Origin of the sequence: Crossiella cryophila (assembly GCF_014204915.1) — a bacterium.
Classification (GTDB): domain Bacteria; phylum Actinomycetota; class Actinomycetes; order Mycobacteriales; family Pseudonocardiaceae; genus Crossiella; species Crossiella cryophila.
In genome coordinates this window covers 7,510,781-7,527,002 of the sequence record NZ_JACHMH010000001.1, presented here as the reverse complement: position 1 = coordinate 7,527,002, position 16,222 = coordinate 7,510,781, and the positions used below count along the sequence as shown (strand labels likewise).

Here is a 16,222-nt window from a genome sequence, read left to right as displayed (position 1 = left end):
AGGTCGGTCTCAAGGCCACCCAGGATCTGGGGCGCCAGTCCACGCCAGACCCGCAGTGCTGATCCTCGCTACGCGACCGCCTCGCGGGCGAGCCGTCGCACCAGGCCGTCAGGGACCAGCACGGTGTCGCCACCGAGCAGTTCCCGCTCGTCCTCGCGGTAGCGATAGGTGCAGCCCTTGCTGCGAATCCATGTCCACTCCTGTTCCGTTCTGCTCGATACGGTTCTGTCCGACCACTGGCCGCCACGCCTCAACCCGAAGGCGCCAGGTCCCATCTAGCACCTGCCAGATCCCATCTGGCTTCTGCTAGTTCCGCAGCCGGGCTCGGCTCCCGGACGGTGTCCAAGACTTCGGCGAGGTCACCGCCTGGGCAGTTCAGGCAGGTCAGCCAGGCGATTCCGGGCCGGGCCGCCCACCCCGTCGCGTCACCCGCCCGCCGGTCAGCTCGCGCCAACACCGCACCAGGGGTGATCAACGCCGAATCGCGACCGCCACCCCGACCACGCCCGCTAGATCCCGACTACCGCTTCCGCGGCCCACGCCTAGCAATCGCTAGATCTGCCCTGGCGCCTTCGGGGTGAGCGTCGACGGTCGGCGTGGTGATGCGAAGAGGTGGCGAAGAATGACGATCCTGGTGGCTGGGGCGACTGGCACGGTGGGCCGACAGGTGGTGCGGCAGCTGCTGGCCGGGGGGCACCGGGTGCGGGCGCTGACTCGGAACCCGGAGCAGGCTGGGCTGCCCGCCGAGGTCGAGCTGGCCCGTGGCGATCTGAGCAACCCGGCGAGCGTGGAGCCCGCGCTGGAGGGTGTCACCGGTCTGCACATGATCACCGTGGCCGGGCACGGGACGGTGGATACCGGACACGAGCTGGTGGCACTGGCGGCGCGGGCCGGCGTCCAGCGGGTCAGCGTGCTCGGTGGCTGGGAGGAGACCAGCGTCGAGCAGGCGCTCTCCGCCAGCGACCTGGGGTGGACCTGGCTGCGGCCGGTGGAGTTCATGGCCAATGCCACCGAGTGGGCCGAGGAGATCCGCACCGAGGGCCTGGTCCGGGTGTTCGGCAACGCGCCGAGCGCGGCCGTGCACGAGGCCGACATCGCCGCGGTCGCGGTGGCCGCCCTCACCCAGGACGGGCACGCGGGCCAGAGCTACCTGCTGACCGGGCCCGAGGCGCTCACCGCGGCCGAGCGGATCGCCTTACTGTCCGCGGCGACCGGGCACGAGATCAAGGTCGTGCAGCAGACCGAGGAGGAGCTGCGGGCCGGGATGGCCGCGGCGGGCATGGACTCCGACTACATCGACTTCGCGGTCGAGCTGGGGGCGAACCCGCCGGACATCGGCAAGCACCCGGTGCCCACCGTCGGTGAGGTCGTCGGGCGGCCCGCGCTGACCTTCGCCCAGTGGGCCACCGAGAACGCCGACCTGTTCCGGCCCGACAAGGGAAGTCAGTGACGATCTCCCCGTTCCGGATCTCCATCCCCGAGGTGGATCTGGTCGACCTGCGCGTCCGGCTGGCGGCCACCCGCTGGCCGGACGCGTTACCCGGGGTCGGCTGGAGCCGTGGCGTGCCGCCGGACTACCTGCGTGCGCTGGTCGAGTACTGGCGCACCACCTACGACTGGCGCGCGCAGGAGGCGGCACTCAACGAGTTCCCGCAGTTCAGCACGGAGATCGACGGGCAGACCGTGCACTTCCTGCACGTCACCTCCGCCGAGCCCGGCGCGACCCCGCTGATCCTGCTTCACGGCTGGCCAGGCTCGTTCGTGGAGTTCCAGGACGTCATCGGTCCGCTGACCGATCCAGCCGCCCACGGCGGCGACCCGGCTGACGCCTTCCACCTGGTGATCCCGTCCCTGCCCGGCTTCGCCTTCTCCTCTCCGCTGGCCGAACCCGGCTGGAACAGCAGGAGGATGGCGGCCGCGATGGTCGAGCTGATGGCCCGGCTGGGCTACCAGCGATACGGGGTGCAGGGCGGCGACACGGGTTCGTGGGTCGGGCCGGACATGGGGCGGCTGGTCCCGGACCGGGTCGTCGGCGTGCACGTGAACGCGCTGATGTCGTTCCCGATCGGCGTCGAAGGCGAGCTGGACGAGCTGAGCGAGCCGGACGCGGATCGCTGGGCGAGGATGCAGAACTTCAACGACGGCTACCTCCAGGTCCAGTCCCAGCGCCCGCAGACCCTGGCCTATGCCCTGCACGACTCTCCAGCGGGGCAGCTGGCCTGGATCATGGAGAAGTTCAAGGAACTGACCTTCCCGGAGAAAGGACTGCCGGAGGAGGCCATCTCCCGAGACCGGATGCTGACCGACATCAGCCTCTACTGGCTGACCGGCACCGCGGGATCGGCCGCCCAGATCTACTACGAGAGCATCACCGCGGCCGCCTGGTCCGAGCAGGACTCCGGGAACAGCACCACGTCCAGTGGTGTGCCGACCGGGGTACTGGTGGGGCCGATGGATGTCACCGTCCGCCGGTTCGCCGAACGAGACCACAACATCGTCCGCTGGACCGAGTACGACCGCGGCGGTCACTTCTTCGCCATGGAGGCGCCGGAGCTGTTCACCGCGGATGTGCGCGACTTCTTCCGCAGCCTGCTCCGGCCGTAAGCCGGGCGTACTCGGCAATCCGGGCGGACCGGCACCGCCGCCGTCTCACCGTCACAGCCGCCACCTGACCGGCGTCACCGGCCGATACCGGCAGGTGGCGCCGGTGAACACGGCCTCCCGGAGATGCCGGGCCAGCTCCGGATGCCGGGTGTCCAAGCGGCGCAGCGTGTCCCGAATGCGGTTGGTCACGGCCTTGCGCGCGCGTTCCGCCTCATCACCCAGGCGGCGGGACCGTCCCAGCAGACCGGTGGCCGCGCGCAGCTCGTCGATCAACGCCTGGCGTTCCCGATCCAGCGCCATGGCCCGCCGATCATCCACGGCATCCTCGATCTCCTCCTCCAACGCCACCAGCCGACGCCGATAGGCCGCCTTGGCCGCGTCATCAAGCACGGCATCCCCACCAAAACCGCGAGCCGCGGCCACCACCTCGCCACCCTCCGGCGCCAGCAACCGCACCGCGGACGCCTCCCCATCCGGCGCACCCAGCAAGAAATGCAGATCCCGAAGTCCCTTGGTATCCGCGAGATGAACGGTTCGGCCACCGAAGCTGAGCGTCCACACCCCGCCCTCGGACCGGAACACGTTCTCCCCCAGCGAGGCATCGACAGAAGCCACAGCCGACACGCCGACGGACTGTTCTCCCGGGGTGGCAGGGGGAGCGGTCTGGTCGTTGGTGGAGCTGCTGGTGCCGGGTGCGGCGGGGTGCCGGACCTCCGTTGGGCCTGGCGCCGGGGACTGGTCAGTGCGGGGCGCGACTGGCGAAGCCGACGATCCAGGACCGGGCGCGTGCGGTGCGATGGGGCGACCGCCCGGCGACGTGGCCGGAGTGGTGGGACTGCTGTCCGGCAGCGTGATCGCAGTGGTTGGGTTGCTGCCCGGCAGTGCGGCCGCGGCGGCTGGGTTGCTGCTTGGCACCGTGACCGGAGTGGCTGGGCCACCGTCCGGAGATGGGGCTGGTGGTGTGGTTGGTCCGTGCTCGGTCGCGGGCAGAGGCGAAGCCTGCTGGCCACCGGACCCCGCGGGCGGCCAATCGAGGTTGGCCGCCATCGCCTGAACGGGCGGCACCACCTGTGCAGGCGGCACCACCTGTGCGGGCGCGGGCAACACCGCTGGTGCGGGCAACACCGCCGGCGTAGGCGACATCGCCAGTCCAGGCAGCGCCGGTTGCGCGGGAAGCACCATTCCCATCCGCGCGGCCTCCTCCTCCGCCACCGCGAGCAACGCCCGGCCCGTCTCATCCGCGGCGTCCCTGGCCAGCAGGACCTGCGCGAGCCGGGCGCGGGCCTCGGCGACCCAGGGGTGGGCGTTGAGGTGGGTGGCGGCTTTGATTACCGCGGTGTAGCCGCTGATGGCGGACGGCCAGTTGCCCTCGGCGGCGTCCAGGGCGGCCAGCCAGCCTCGGACGGGGCCCTCGACCACCACGGTGCCGGTGATCGCCCACTGGTCGGCGTAGGGGAGCAGGTCGGCGCGGATGGCGGCGATCTGGGTCGGGTTGGCGGACAGGATGGCGGTTTCGGTGCGCAGGCGGAGCCAGAGGGCCTTGAACCAGCGGGACGGGGTGCCCTCCTCGGCCAGGAGGCGGGTGGCGGTGTCCAGGTCGCCGTGGTGGGTGGCGAGCACCGCGTCCAGCAGGGGCAGGAAGTGGGGATCGCGGTGGGACAGGATGCGGAGCAGTTCCTCGGGGCGGCCCTGGCGCAGGGCGATGGCGGTGCGTTGCAGGGTCCAGAGGTCGTGGGCGCTGAAGTAGGGCTGGTCGCCGGTGTCCCTGGCCTTGTCGGCCTGGGCGCGGGCGGCGGCGAACTCGCCGCGCAGGGTGGCCAGCAGGGCGCCGCTGACCTCGGCCTCGTGGCGGTGGACCGGGAGGTTGGTGCGGGCGGCCATGACCTGGACTGCCTGGTGCGCGGCCTGATGGGCGGGGTCGCCCAGTTCCAGCAGGGCGCTGGCACGCCAGGCGGTGGCCTCGAAGGTCAGGTTGGCGTCCTGGGTTCGGCGGGCCAGGTCCAGGAGTTCGACCGTCAGCTCGGCGCGGGCCTGGGCGGTGCCCATCGCCCAGAGGGAACCCAGGCGGGCCAGCAGGGCGAAGCGCAGGGAACTGTCATCGCCGACCTGGCGGGCCAGGTTGGCGGCGTGGCGGCTGAGGTCGTTGCCGGTCTGGTCGTGGTCGGCGGGGGCGTCCGGGACCAGCCGGGTGTGCACGTCCCGGATGAAGACCAGGTGCTCGGGATCGGCGCGGTCCTGGCGGCTCAGCCAGAACAGGGTCAGGGCGGTGCGGGCCAGGAGTTCGGGGTTGTTCAGGTCGCGGGCGGTGGCCATGGCGGCACTGAAGGCGGCGCGGGCGGTGGCCCGGTCACCCGCGAGGTGGGCGGACTCGCCGAGATGCAGCTGGATACGGGCCCGCAGGAGCTGACCGTGGGGGCGTGACGGCAGGGGAGGAGCGGCGTGGGGCTGGGTGGTGTGGGGCTGAGCAGGGTCGGTCTGGAGGGAGTGGGACTGGGCAGGGCGGGTCTGTGGGTGGGCGGGGTCGGGCGGCGCGGGGTGGCTGTGAGCGGGGTGGGGCGGAGCGGAGTCGTGCGTGACGGGGTGAGCGCGAGCGGGGCTGGTCGGCGAGGTGTGGGCTGGGTCGATGTGGGCTGGGGTGGGGTGGGTGTGCGTGGTTTGCGGCGGGGCGAGGGTGGGGTTGGGGAGGTGGAGCAGGGCGTGGCGGTAGTGGCGGGCTGCTTCGTCGAAGGCGAAGCGGGCGGTGGCTTCTTCGGCGGCGGTGAGTTGGTGGCGCAGGACTTCGGCCGCTGGGAGGGCCGCGGCGCCGTGGTGGGCGTGGTGGGCCAGTTCGGCCGGCAGCAGCAGGGCGGCCAGGGCCGGGTTGGTGGCGGCGTTGACCACCGCGGCGTGGCGGGTGGCTGGGGTGGACAGTCCATTGCGGACTGTGTCGCGGAGTAGGTCGTGCTGGAAGCGGATGTGGTTGCCGTCGGGGCGGATCAGGCGGGCTGCCTGGGCCTGGTCGAGCAGGCGGGGTACCGGGGCAGTGGGGTGCAGGGCGGTCAGTAGGTCTCGGTGGGCGGTGTGGCCCAGGATCGCCACGGTGCCGAGCAGGTCCACGACCTGTTCCGGGAGGCGGGAAAGTCTGCGGTGCAGCAGGGCGCTGATGCCTGGGTCCAGGGTGTCCAGGGGGCTGCCGCCCTGCCAGAGGCGGGCGGTTTGTTCTACGAAGAAGGGGTTTCCCGCGGTGCGGTGGTGGATGTGGGTCACCAGGTCCGTGTCCGGGGTCATGCCGGTGGTGCGGATGATGAGTTCGCCAACCGCCTGTTCGTCCAGGCCGCCCAGGGGGAGTTGGATTGCCTTGGCGGACAACGCGGGCAGGGTGGCGGCCAGGGGGTGGCCGGGGTCGTTGACCTCGCCGTCGCGGTAGGTGGCGACGATGACCAGGGTGCTGTGGCGGGTGTGCTGGACGATGAATTCGAGCAGGGTCACCGAGGCCGTGTCGGCCCAGTGCAGGTCTTCCAGCACCAGCAGGACCGGGCGGCGGGCGGCCAGGGTGGTCAGCAGTTCGGTGAGGGCGTCGGCCAGGGGGAACTCGGCTGGTTCGCGTTCGCCGAGCAGGGCTTCCAGGGTGGGGGCCGCGGAGGACCATTCGGCTGGGGTGGCGGCGGCGCGCAGCGCTCGGGTGATCTGCACCCAGGGCCAGCGGTCGGGCACGCCGGCGTCGCCCCAGCAGGCTCCGGTGAGCACCAGGGCGTCGGTCTGCGCGGACACGGCGGTGACCAGGCTGGTCTTGCCGATCCCCGCCTCGCCGGTGACCAGCACGAAACCACCACGGCCCACGGCGGCTCGCAGGGTGGCGATGGCTTCGGTGCGACCGAGCAGTTCTGGCACGAACACCCCTCGCAGTATTCCGGCGCGCCCCGACAAGCGCACTCGAGCCCCTCGGCGCCCGACCCTGGACGGACGATCAGGTCTGCCTTCTCGGACGTTGTCAGCGACGCGGGGACCTAGTTCACTCGGCCGGGCTGTCCTGGCGTCGTCCCATGGCTGGGCCTTCGCTGACCTTGAGGGGATGTGGTCGTGGGTAGGGCTGGGGGCGCGCGGTCGTTCGACGGCGGGCATGTGGTGATCACCGGTGGTTCCAGCGGTATCGGACTGGCCACCGCCCGGCTGCTGGCCGCCAGGGGAGCGCGGTTGTCCTTGCTGGCGCGGACGCCGGCGCGATTGGACGCGGCGGTCGCGGAGTTGCGGGCACTGGGCGCGCGGGCGCTGGCGGTGCCGGTCGACGTCAGCGACCAGGTGGGCGTGCGGCGGGCGATTGAGCTGGCGGGGGCCGAGTTCGGTCCGTGCGATGTCCTGATCACCTGTGCGGGGATCGCCCGGCCTGGGCATTTCGGCGAGCTGGCGGACGAGGTTTTCCGGGAGACCGTGGACATCGACTACTTCGGCACGCTGTGGCCGATCCGGGCGGTGGTGCCGGAGATGGTGCGGCGGGGGTCGGGGTCGATCGTCGGGGTGTCCTCGATGCTGGGGATGATCGGGATCTTCGGGTACACCGCCTACGCCCCGGCCAAGTTCGCGGTGCGCGGGCTGCTGGAGACGCTGGGCACCGAGTTGCGGCCGCACGGGGTGCACGTGGGCTGCGTGTACCCGCCTGACGTGGACACGCCGCAGCTGGCGTATGAGAACCAGTTCAAACCCGCCGAGACGCACGCGATCAGCGGTACCGTGCGGCCGATGACCGCCGAGGCGGTGGCCAGGGCGATCGTGCGCGGGATCGAGCGGCGGACCGTCACCATCGTCCCGGACCGGCAGGCTCGGTTGCTGACCTACCTGGCCAGTGTCTGCCCGCCGCTGGTCCGGTACCTGATCGACCGCAAGGTGCGTCGCGCTCGGCGGAGCTGAGCTGGGAGGTGCGGTGGTGGCACGCAGGCGGACTCGGCTGGGCGCGCTGGTCGCGGCGCTGACGGTGCTGGCGGCGGGACTCGCGCCAGTGGGGGCGGCCGGGCCGGGGGAATGTCCGGCGGTGGTGGACGAGCGGAGCCTCGCCGACGTCGGCGCGTTGCGGGACTGGACCGCCACGATGGCCGGTTTCGGGTTGCGGGGCACCGGTAGCGCGGCGCATCGCGCGACCGTCGACTGGGTGGAGCGGCGGGTCCGGCGGCTGCCGGGGATGGTGGTGCGGTCGGAGGAGTTTCCGCTGCTGGGCTGGCAGCCTCGGCGGAACGACCTGGCGGCGGCGGGCGGACTCGCGTTGACCGGGCTGGGAACGCTGCCGGTGGCGGGGGCGATTCCCTACAGCGAGCCGGGTTCGGCCGAGGGGCCGCTGGTGTACCTGCCGGGCGCGGAGCGGATCACCGCGGGCAACGCGCGGGGCAAGATCGTGCTGCGGGACTTCCCCGAGGTGGATCGGGGGTACCTGGCCGAACCCGCGCTGGAGCGGGATCTGATCGACGCGGGGATCGCGGGCGTGGCAGGGCTGGTGGTCGTCTTCGACTTTCCCCTGGAGCAGGTCCGGGGGTACTGGGAACCGCATCCGGGGACGCATTTCCGGGTGCCGGGGGTGTTCGTGGGGGTCGACGAGGGGGTGCGGCTCAAGCAGGTCGCGGCGGTGGGTGGGGCGGCGCGGGTGAGTGTGGCCGCACAGCGGCGGGCGGTCACCACGCGCAACCTGATCGCCACGTTGCCGGGTCGCAGCGCGGAACGGATCGTGTTCGACACCAACACCGACGGCAACACCTGGGTGCAGGACAACGGGGTGGCCGGGTTGCTGGCGCTGGCGGAGTACTTCGCGCGGCTGCCCGCGCGGTGCCGGAGCCGGACGCTGGAGTTCGTGTTCGCCTCGGCGCACCTGCATCGCTCGGCCGAAGGCAGCGAGCGGCGGGCCAGGGTGCTCGACGCCGAGTACGACGCGGGCAGCGTGGCCTTCGCCTTCGTGCTGGAACACCTGGGCACGCGGGAGGTGCTGCCGGTGCCGCGCGCGGGCGGGCCCGGCCGGGAGTTGGTCCACAGTGGAGCTGCGGAGCAGGCCGCCTGGTTCGCGGGCAGTCCGCGACTGACCGAGGCGGCCGGGCGGGCCCTGTCCCGGCGTGAGCTGGATCGCGTAACAGTGCTGGCGGGCATCGACAAACCTGATCCGGTCCGGGTCCCGCCGCAGTGTTCCTTCGGCGGGATCGGCAGCCATTTTCACCGTCACCTCATCCCGACCACGGCGATGATCTCCGGGCCGTGGTCGCTCTGGGCGCCTTCCTTCGGCGCCGGCGCGATCGACCATTCCCGTCTGCGGCAACAGGTTCTGGCTGCTGGGGACGTGGTGCTGGAACTGGCCACCGTCCCACTCGCACAGCTCGCGGGGGACTACCCGGAGCAGCGCAGGGCCCGTGCCGCCGGGGCGCCGACCTGCTCGCACCAGCTGCCGCCGGAGTGGGCTCCGGGGCAGTGATCCCATCCTCCCCTGACCGGTCGCACAGTTGTGACGGCGATCGGCCCCTAGGATGGGCGATTGCTGAGGGGTCACAGGAAGGACGGTAGGTGCCGCGGCCAGAGCTGCCAGTGGATCCGGACGCAGGAGAATTGCAGCGGTTCGCCTTCGAACTGCGGCGGTTGCGGGAGAAGGCGGGGAATCCGTCCTATCGGGACCTCGCCCGGCTGGTGCACTACTCGGTGAGCACGCTCTCCGAGGCAGCGCGCGGGCGCAAACTGCCCAGTCTGGCGGTGACCCTGGCCTATGTGCGCGCCTGCGGCGGCGAGGAGGCCGAGTGGGAGGCCCGCTGGCGGGAGCTGGCCAAGGAGATCGACCAGGACGCGCTCGCCGGGCTCGCCGCCGAGGAGCTGAACGCGCCCTACGTCGGGCTCACCGCCTACGGACCCGGTGACGCCGATCGGTTCTTCGGCCGGGAAGTACTGGTCAACCAGGTGCTGGAGCTGCTCGCGGTGCGGGCGCTGGTGGTGGTCGTCGGCGCATCCGGCTCCGGCAAGTCCTCGGTGCTGCGCGCGGGGGTGCTGCCGCGGCTGGAACACGGCGTGCTGCTCACCCCTGGACCGCACCCGATGGACGAGGTCGAGTTCCTGCTCGACGGGTCCCGGCCCCTCGACGCCGAGCTGGTGCTGGTGGTGGACCAGTTCGAGGAGCTGTTCACCCGCTGCCACGACCCGGCTGAGCGGCAGCGTTTCGTCACCGCGCTGACCTCGGCCGCGGCCACCACCGACGGCCGGGTCAAGGTGGTCATCGGCCTGCGCGCCGACTTCTACGCGCATTGCGCCCGCTATCCCGAACTGGCCGAGGCCCTGCAGGACGGGCAGATCCTGGCCGCGCCGATGTCGGTGGAACAGCTCCGGCAGGCGATCACCCGCCCGGCGGTCAACGCGGGCTGCGCGGTGGAGACCGCGCTGGTCACCCGGCTGGTCAGCGAGGCGTCCGGGCAGCCCGGCGTGCTGCCGCTGCTATCGCACGCGCTGGTGGAGACCTGGCGCCGCCGCCGCGGCAACACCCTCACCCTGGCAGGCTACGAGGCCAGCGGCGGCATCGAGGGCGCGATCGGGCAGACCGCGGAGAGCGTCTACGACAGCTTCACCGACTCCCAGCAGGACCTGGCCCGGCAGGTGTTCCTGCGGCTGATCGAACTCGGCGAGGGCACCGAGGACACCAAGCGCCGGGTGGCCAGGACCGAGCTGGACACCGGCGAACCCGAGCTGACCGTGGTGCTGGAACGCCTGGCGCAGGCCAGGTTGCTCACCCTCAACCAGGACCACGCCGACCTCGCGCACGAGGCGATCATCCGCTGCTGGCCCAGACTGCGGGAATGGCTGACCGAGGACCGGGACGGCCTGCGCACCGCGCGCCGCCTTGGCGAGGCCGCCGAGGAGTGGGTGCGGCTGGACCGCGACCCCGGCGCGCTCTACCGCGGCGCGCAGCTGGCGCTGGCCACCGACTGGGCCCGGCGCGGGCCTGACCGGGTGCTCAACCGCGGTGAGCAGGACTTCCTGGCCGCCAGCACCGCGGCGGAGGACAAGGAGGAGCTGGTCCAGCGGCACCGGGACCGGCGGCTGCGCCAGCTGGTCGCGCTGCTGACCACGTTGCTGCTGCTGACCGGCACTGCCACCGGGTTCGCGGTGTGGGCCGAGCAGCGCACCTCGGCCCAGCGCACCAGCGCGCTGGTGCAGAAGGCGGTGGTGCAGGCCGAGGCGCTGCGGGCGACCAACCCGGCGCTGTCCTGGCAGCTCCGGCTGGCCGCCTACCGCGCCGATCCGGCACGCGAGTCCGCGGACAGCCTGCTGAGCACCTCGGCGGAACCCTTCACCACCATCATCGGTCCGCACTCGCGGGCCACCTCGGCCACCCTGTTCCACCCCACCGAGCCGCTGCTGGTGATCGGTGGCGCCGACGATGACCGGGTGGTGCGGCTGTGGGATGTCCGCGACCGGCACCGGCCCAAGCTGGTCTCCACCATGGAGGGGCATCACGCCGGGCTGCACAACGCCGCGTGGAGCAAGGACGGCAGGATGCTGGCCACCGCGGCGCTGGATCGCACGGCCCGGCTGTGGGACCTCAGTGATCCGCGCCGGCCGCGGGCACTCGGCCTGCTCGCCGGGCACAGCGGCAACGTCGAGGACGTCGACTTCAGCCCCGACGGGAAGCAGCTGGTCACCGTCGCGGTGGACAAGACCATGCGGATCTGGGACATCGCCAACCCGGATCGGCCCCAGCTGCTCAGTGTGACCGAGGCGCACACCGACCTGATCCACGCGGTCGGGTACAGCCCGGTCCGCCCACTGCTGGCCACCGCGGGCTGGGACGGGCTGGTCAAGCTCTGGGACATCAGCGATCCCCGGCGGCCCAGGGAGATCCCCTTCCCAGGACGGCACGCCGACGGGGTGCAGGACACCGTGTTCAGCGCGGACGGCGGGGTGCTGGCCACCGCGGGCACCGACCGGCTGATCAAGCTGTGGGACGTGCGGGATCCGGCCCGCCCGGTGGAACTGTCCACCATGGCCGGGCACACCCAGGCGGTGCACGCGCTCACCTTCGCCCCCGGCGGCACCGCGCTGGCCAGCACCAGCGGCGATGCCTCCACCCGGCTGTGGGACATCACCGACCCGCGCAAGCCGCGCGAGCTGGCCGTGGTGCGCGGGCACACCGACGCGGTCTGGCGCGCCTCGTTCAGCCCTGACGGCATCACCCTGGCCACCAGCAGCGACGACCGCACGGTGAAGCTGGCCGATCTGCGCCGCCAGGGCCTGCCGCAGCACGGCGACGCGATCAGCTCGATGGCCTACAGCCCGAACGGCAGGCTGGTGGTGACCAGCGGCTCGGACCGGATCCCGGCCATCTGGCAGATCACCGACGACAACCTGGTTGAGCCGGTGGCCAGGCTGCCCGAGCACGGCAGCCCGGTGGACAGCGTGGCGATCAGCAATGACGGCAGGCACCTGTTCACCGCGAGCCTGGACCGCACGGTCCGGGTCTGGGACCTGGCCGATCCGGCGCGCCCGAAGCTGCTGTCCTCGCTGGTCGGGCACGAGAACGCGGTGGACACGGTGGCCGTGCACCCCGACGGCACCCTGGTGGCGACCTCCAGCTGGGACAACCGGATCGGCCTGTGGGACCTGAAGGATCCGGCCAAGCCCGGCAAGCCGATCATGCTGGTCGAGCACAACGGGGACGTGCTGGATGTCAACTTCAGCCCGGACGGCAAGCTGCTGGCCTCGGCCGGACTCGACGGCACGGTCCGGCTGTGGGACCTCACCGACCGCACCGCGCCCAGGGAGGTCGCCTCGCTGCGCGATCACCCCGGCGGCGCGACCGGGGCGGTGTTCAGCCCGAACAGCAAGAACCTGGTGACCTTCGGCAACGATCACCGGCTGCAGATATGGGATATCACCGAACCGGCCCGCGCCAGCGTGCTGGCCGAGATCGGCGACAGCGGCTCGACCGTGCAGTCGGTGGCCTTCAGCCCGGACGGCCGCACCCTGGCGGTGGCGGGCAACGAGGGGCTCATCCGGCTGCACAACGTGGCCGATCCGGCCAAGCCCGCCGAGTTCGCCACCCTCAGCGGCCACAGCAACACCGTCTACCAGGCCCAGTTCAGCCCGGACGGCAGCAAGGTGGCCAGCGTGAGCGCCGACCGCACACTGCGGATCTGGGACATCGACACCGAGCGCGCGGCGGCCCGGATCTGCGCGATGGCCTATCCGCGGATCACCGAGCAGCAGTGGGAGAAGTACCTGCCGGGACTGGACTTCGAGCCACCCTGCCCGGGGTGATTCTCAGCCGATCCGGCCCGGCGCGGGCGGACCGGTGAAGACCACCGAGAGGTGGCTGATCCGGTCCGCCGCGTCGAGGCGGTAGACGGCCCGCATCGGGACGTCGACGGTGTCGCCGTGGCGGGCCGGGCTCAGCCCCGGCGCGAACCCGGTCTCGCCCAGCGCGATGAACCGCACGTCCAGGTCGGCCACGATCTCCCGCCCGCCGTGTGCGAACTCGATCCGCCGCGGCACCAGCACCTCGACCAGCGCCTCGTGTGCCAGCCGGAACCAGTCCAGGGACGCCGCCGCGCCGGCGAAGGCGGCGATCGGGAAGCGCACCTCGATGTCCTCGGCGTAGAACTCGCGGTGCACCAGGTCCCAGTCCTGGCTGTTGAACGCCGCGACATAGCGCAGGTATCCGGCGAGTTCCATCACGGCCTCCAGCCGGAGTCGGGGATCCGCACGGTGAACGCGCCGCAGCTGAAGCTGAGCCCGAACGCGACGACCAGGCCGACACTGGGCGCGCGGTGCACCGGATCGGCGAACATCAACGGCACCGAGCAACCCAGGGTGTTGCCGTACTCGCGCAGCACCCGGTAGGAGGAGGCGACCGCCGCGCCTGCCGGGTCGACGCCGAACTCGGCGCACAGCCCGTCCAGGATCCGGTTGCTGCCGGTGTGCAGCAGCACCGGATCCGCATCCGACGGCTTGTCCAGCCCGCTGGTCCCGGTGGCCAGCAGCGAGCGCACGGTGCTGGTGGCGTAGTGCGTGCCGCGCGGGGTGACCTCGGCGCTGAGGGTGTACAGCCGCCGCCCGTGCACCACCGGCAGGTCCGAGCCGCCGTCGGGCACGGTGCCCAGTTCGGCGTCCTCGGGCAGTTCGTTGGTCAGGTGCGCCACCGGCCCGAACACCGGCCCGTCGCCCTCGGCGCCCAGCAGCATCGCGACCGAGGCGTCCCCGAAGAGGAAGCCGTGCATGGCGTTCACGGTGTCCTGGCGCCGGTCCGCGCTCACCTCGCTGAAGTGCGCGTACTCCCCTGGCAGCGGCGGGGAGAGCGGGGTGATCGCGTCCAGGAAGCAGACCAGCACGTGCTTGCCGGGTTCGGCGGTGAGGAACCAGCGCGCGGTGTCCACCACCTTGGCGATGGCCGAGCAACCCAGGTACTCAAGGCTCAGCGCCACCGCCTCCCGCGGGATCTCCGGCAGCAGCGCGAACAGGTCAGACACCAGACTCGGCAACAGCCGCCCAGGACTGCTCGTCACGCCGAGCACCAGGCCGATCGAGGCCGGATCGACCCCGGACTTGGCCAGGCAGCTGCGCACCGCCCGCGCACCCAGTTCGGCGGCGGGCACCTCCAGCTCGGGCTCGGCCCCGGCGAAGAGCACCTCCGGGAAGTTCGCCAGCACCGAGTGCCGGGTCCGCACGCCCAGTCCGGCCAGCATGCCGGTCAGGCGGTCGCTGAGCCTGCCGTCGGCGGCGGTCAGCAGGTCCTCGGTGGACACGCGGGCGGGTGGGAGTTCGGCGGCGACGGCGAGCAGACAGGGGTCCGGCACAAGATGATCATAGGATGTTTCCGATGGCGGAGGCGGTGGCGCGAGTGGCCGGACCTGGTCAGGAGCAGGCCGCCGAGTGGGCAGCGGGAGAGGCCGGTGGGCCGTTCGGCGTACCCCGGTGCGGCCGTGAGAACCGGCGCCGCGGCCCTAGTCCGCGCGCCGCTCCCGCACCCCGCGCCGGATCCCGGCCGCCACCGCCAGCAACGCCAGCAGCACCATCGCGATCTCCGTCCACCGGCCCAGCCGGTCGGCGATGGTGGTGGAGGTGCGCAGTGGCAGGGTCTCGGTGAGGGTGCCGGGGGTGTACATGTCCAGGGACCGCAGCACGGTGCCGTCCGGGCGGATGGTGGCGCTGACGCCGCTGGTGGCCGCGACCACCACCGCGCGGCCGTGTTCCACCGCGCGCAGCCGGGCCATGGCCAGCTGCTGGTAGGTCATGTCGCCGCGGCCGAACCAGGCGTTGTTGGTGGGCACGATGAGCAGCTGGGCGCCGTTGTCCACGTTCTCGCGCAGCACGTAGTCGTAGGCGACCTCGTAGCAGATGGCCACGCCGAGCGGGGTGCCCGCGGCGGTGAGCACGCCGGGGCGGGTGCCCGCGATCAGGTCGGCGTTGTCGGTGAAGGGGGAGAACAGGCGGGCGATCTCGCGCAGCGGGATGAACTCGGAGAACGGCACGAGCTGCTGTTTGACGTAGCGGGGGCCCTGGCCGGTGACCGGATCCCAGCTGACGTAGGCGTTCTCCTGCCCGGCAGGCACCCGGTACAGGCCGCCGATCAGGGTGGGCACGCCGAGTTCGGCGACGGCGGCGTCGATGGTCGGGTCGGGGCCGTTGAAGCCGGTGGTGGACTCGGGCCAGACGACCAGGTCGGGTTTGGGCGAGGTGCCCGCGCGGATGGCGGCGGCCAGTTCGCGGCTGGTCTGCAGGTGGTTGCGGCGGATGGTGGGCAGTTCGCCGAGCAGCCGGATGCCGACGTCGGGGGCGTTGCCCTGCACCACCGCGATGGTGCGGGTGCCGGTCTGGGCCTCCACCCCGACCAGCGGCCAGGCGGCCAGCGCGGCGACCACCGGCAGCACCACTGGGATGGCCAGACCAACCCAGCCCCGCGCGGAGACGGTCGTGCGGGCCCGCAGGATGAGTGCGGACAGGCTGAAACCGAGCAGGGCCACGGCGAAGGACACCAGCGGCACCCCGCCGAGCGCGGCCAGGCCGAGCAACGGCCCCTCGACCTGCCCGAAGGCCAGCTTGCCCCACGGGAAGCCGCCGTAGGGGAACCGGCCGCGGACCGCCTCGGAGAGCACGAACAGCAGCGCCAGCCACACCGGCGCCGCGGGCAGCCGGGCGACCAGCGGCATCAGCGCACCGGCCGCGGTGAGGTAGAGCGCCATCACCAGGGACAGGCCCAGCCAGGGCCACGGACCGAGGTCGCGGCCGAGGAAGTCCTGTAGCCACAACAGGTGCAGCAGGAAGAAGGAGAGGGCGAACAGCAGGCTGTAGCCGGTGGCCGCGCGCTTGGACCGCTCGTGCAGGACCAGGCCGTAGACGGCGATCGCGATCGGGGCCAGCCACCAGAACTGGTACGGCGGGAAGCTGAAGTAGAGCGCCACGCCCGCGCCGATGGCGGCGGGCACCCGCAGCAGCCAGTCCCGGCGAGGGGAAGGCGTCCCGGCGGGCGGTGTTGTCCGCGCCGTCACTCGCCGCAGTCCGGCAACCACACCGGCCACCTCCATTCCATGCCGGACACGATCACAGCACGCCGGGGCCGGACCGACCACACCGGGTCAGCCCGACGGCCCGCACGCCGGAGCGCACGGGCCGCCGTTCCCCCTGCCCGGAGGAGCCG

General features: G+C 72.2%; 10 protein-coding genes. 5 read left to right on the top strand and 5 right to left on the bottom strand.

Going from position 1 to position 16,222, the window contains the following annotated elements; translation table 11 throughout:
- Positions 1-68: 68 nt before the first annotated feature.
- Entirely contained in the window at positions 69-275 is a 207-nt protein-coding gene (locus tag HNR67_RS32210) for a hypothetical protein (RefSeq protein WP_185005952.1), read from the bottom strand.
- A 347-nt stretch (positions 276-622) separates the two neighbouring features.
- Between HNR67_RS32210 and HNR67_RS32205 the strand changes: the two genes are divergently transcribed.
- Entirely contained in the window at positions 623-1,450 is an 828-nt protein-coding gene (locus HNR67_RS32205; protein ID WP_185005950.1) for an NAD(P)H-binding protein, read from the top strand.
- Positions 1,447-2,604 carry an epoxide hydrolase family protein gene (locus tag HNR67_RS32200; protein ID WP_312988491.1) on the top strand — a complete coding sequence of 386 codons (1,158 nt, stop codon included), beginning with the start codon at positions 1,447-1,449 and terminating at the stop codon, positions 2,602-2,604. Before HNR67_RS32205 ends, HNR67_RS32200 begins: the two co-directional genes overlap by 4 nt.
- Before the next feature lie 51 nt (positions 2,605-2,655).
- Here HNR67_RS32200 and HNR67_RS32195 read toward each other — a convergent pair whose 3' ends face one another.
- On the bottom strand, positions 2,656-6,474 hold the full coding sequence (locus HNR67_RS32195; protein WP_185005946.1) for an AAA family ATPase: 3,819 nt from the start codon (positions 6,472-6,474) through the stop codon (positions 2,656-2,658).
- Between the two features lie 189 nt (positions 6,475-6,663).
- Between HNR67_RS32195 and HNR67_RS32190 the strand changes: the two genes are divergently transcribed.
- The 3 genes from HNR67_RS32190 (at position 6,664) to HNR67_RS32180 (ending at position 12,846) form a co-directional block, all read left to right on the top strand.
- Entirely contained in the window at positions 6,664-7,488 is an 825-nt protein-coding gene (locus tag HNR67_RS32190; RefSeq protein ID WP_185005944.1) for an SDR family oxidoreductase, read from the top strand.
- Between the two features lie 16 nt (positions 7,489-7,504).
- Complete coding sequence (locus HNR67_RS32185; protein WP_185005942.1) at positions 7,505-9,025, top strand: hypothetical protein; 1,521 nt, start codon at positions 7,505-7,507, stop codon at positions 9,023-9,025.
- Between the two features lie 89 nt (positions 9,026-9,114).
- Positions 9,115-12,846 carry an nSTAND1 domain-containing NTPase gene (locus tag HNR67_RS32180; protein ID WP_312988490.1) on the top strand — a complete coding sequence of 1,244 codons (3,732 nt, stop codon included), beginning with the start codon at positions 9,115-9,117 and terminating at the stop codon, positions 12,844-12,846.
- 3 nt (positions 12,847-12,849) lie between these two features.
- Here the strand turns inward: HNR67_RS32180 and HNR67_RS32175 are convergent, their stop codons facing one another.
- The 3 genes from HNR67_RS32175 to lnt form a co-directional block, all read right to left on the bottom strand.
- Entirely contained in the window at positions 12,850-13,260 is a 411-nt protein-coding gene (locus HNR67_RS32175) for a nuclear transport factor 2 family protein (protein ID WP_185005940.1), read from the bottom strand.
- Positions 13,260-14,381 (bottom strand): 3-oxoacyl-[acyl-carrier-protein] synthase III C-terminal domain-containing protein, encoded by a 1,122-nt coding sequence (locus HNR67_RS32170; protein WP_185005938.1) that lies wholly within the window; start codon positions 14,379-14,381, stop codon positions 13,260-13,262. The genes HNR67_RS32175 and HNR67_RS32170 overlap by 1 nt, the downstream gene beginning before the upstream one ends.
- A gap of 147 nt (positions 14,382-14,528) precedes the next feature.
- Positions 14,529-16,109: an apolipoprotein N-acyltransferase gene (lnt, locus tag HNR67_RS32165; protein ID WP_185005936.1), complete on the bottom strand. Its 1,581-nt coding sequence runs from the start codon at positions 16,107-16,109 to the stop codon at positions 14,529-14,531.
- Between the last annotated feature and the right edge of the window lie 113 nt (positions 16,110-16,222).